Genomic DNA, 1482 nt, shown 5'->3' on the forward strand with positions numbered 1-1482 from the left:
CGTTATGCCCCAAGGCCAGCGTGAAGCGCCATTTTGAAATCCGTGGTTTTCTTACCACCACTGCATCCTTCGGCATGTTCCCGCGCCGCCCGTATTTCTTCCCTGTCCGTTCGTCGTAGTAGTCGCAGCGCGGGCTTTTCCTTTCGTCGTCGGTGCGCCCGTCCTGCCTCCAGTTCGCGGCCTTGTAAATCGTTCCGGCGTGTCCGGCTGATGGGTCGGCGTAACTCAGTAGGTGCGCAACATCTTTGTGGTGCCGCTTTATGTACCTCACGCTTTGCCCGATCAGCCACGTTTCTGCGTTCCGTGGTATCTCATCCAGCAGGTAAACCCGCGCCAGTTCCCAGCACTTCCCGCCATATCGTTTATCCGCCTCTCGTGGTGGCGCGGAGTACACAATGCACCCTATCTGCTCACCGTCCCGCTCCGCCACAAGGCAAAGCAAAACAATCGCAGGGCGCTTTGCCAAATAGTGCGCCCGAATAAACGCATCTACCTCAGTAATCGAGCACTTCCGCACCGAGCACGCCTTGCGCCAGCCTGAGTCAAAAACCGGCATAACACGGCATTCAACCGGACCTTGCGCCAGCGGCGTTTCGTGGTTCATTTGTTGCCCTCTCTTGGCGCAAGGCCGGTTAATTCAGCGTTGGACGGGAAGTCACGCCTGTGGAGAGGAAGGCACTGGCCGGAGTCGCAAGACCCCGGTGAAACCGGCCTCGGTGAAGCAGGAAATCACTCATGGATTATTTGTCCATGGTTGATGCAACGGCTTCGGATCAGAGCCATCGGCTACACCTCCACGCTGGCCGTCGGCAACGCGGGCGCTTCGCCCTGAATCTTGCCGCCCTGCACGTAGACCCGCGCCCCTTCCGCGACGCTATCGCCGCTGACCCGCAGCTCTCCGCCGCCGGGCAGTTCCACCGTGCGAGTCCCGTCCGGCCAAACCGCAATCACCGTCCCCACCAGCAACGGATCGGTCGGCAAGAGTTTCTGAAGCCGCACGAACTCGTTGCCGCGCTCCTCGCCGAAGCCCAGCGTCTGCGTGACTTTTCCAAATTGCACTTTGATAGCGCAACTCATCACCTCATCCAGCCAGCGCGCCGTCCCCACCACCATCTCGACTAAAGCGCCCGGCTCCAGGACGCCGGGCGGGCTGCCCGCCGAGTTCAGAATCGTTCCGACGCTCAGACTTTTCCGGTTCGCCCGCGCCGCCAGCACCTGCCGCCCGCGCTCCCGACACGCCAGGATTTCAGTGAGCAGAGGGTCGGTCACGGTCGCCGCCGGGCGTTCCCCTGCCGTTCCGGCGCGAGTGACTTTCACCAGAAAGCCGCTTTCCGTGCCGCTCACAAAGACGCAATCTTCCTGCATCGGCTCAGCCCGGCCCAAAGTGGAGTCGATGATCAGCGCGCCCTCCAGCACGACCTCCGGGGCCTGCCCGGCCATCTCCCACGGCGCCAGAATCCTTCGAGGCGTCACCCGCAGCGT

The 1482-nt window shown here is 62.1% G+C and carries 2 pseudogenes; both read right to left on the minus strand.

Annotated features, from left to right (window positions below):
* Positions 1–604: pseudogene (locus tag CAPSK01_RS23810) on the minus strand (hypothetical protein); the annotation flags it as partial.
* A 182-nt stretch (positions 605–786) separates the two neighbouring features.
* A pseudogene (locus CAPSK01_RS23815) lies at positions 787–1482 on the minus strand (hypothetical protein); the annotation flags it as partial.

It is taken from the genome of Candidatus Accumulibacter vicinus, assembly GCF_000584955.1.
GTDB classification, from domain to species: Bacteria; Pseudomonadota; Gammaproteobacteria; order Burkholderiales; family Rhodocyclaceae; genus Accumulibacter; species Accumulibacter vicinus.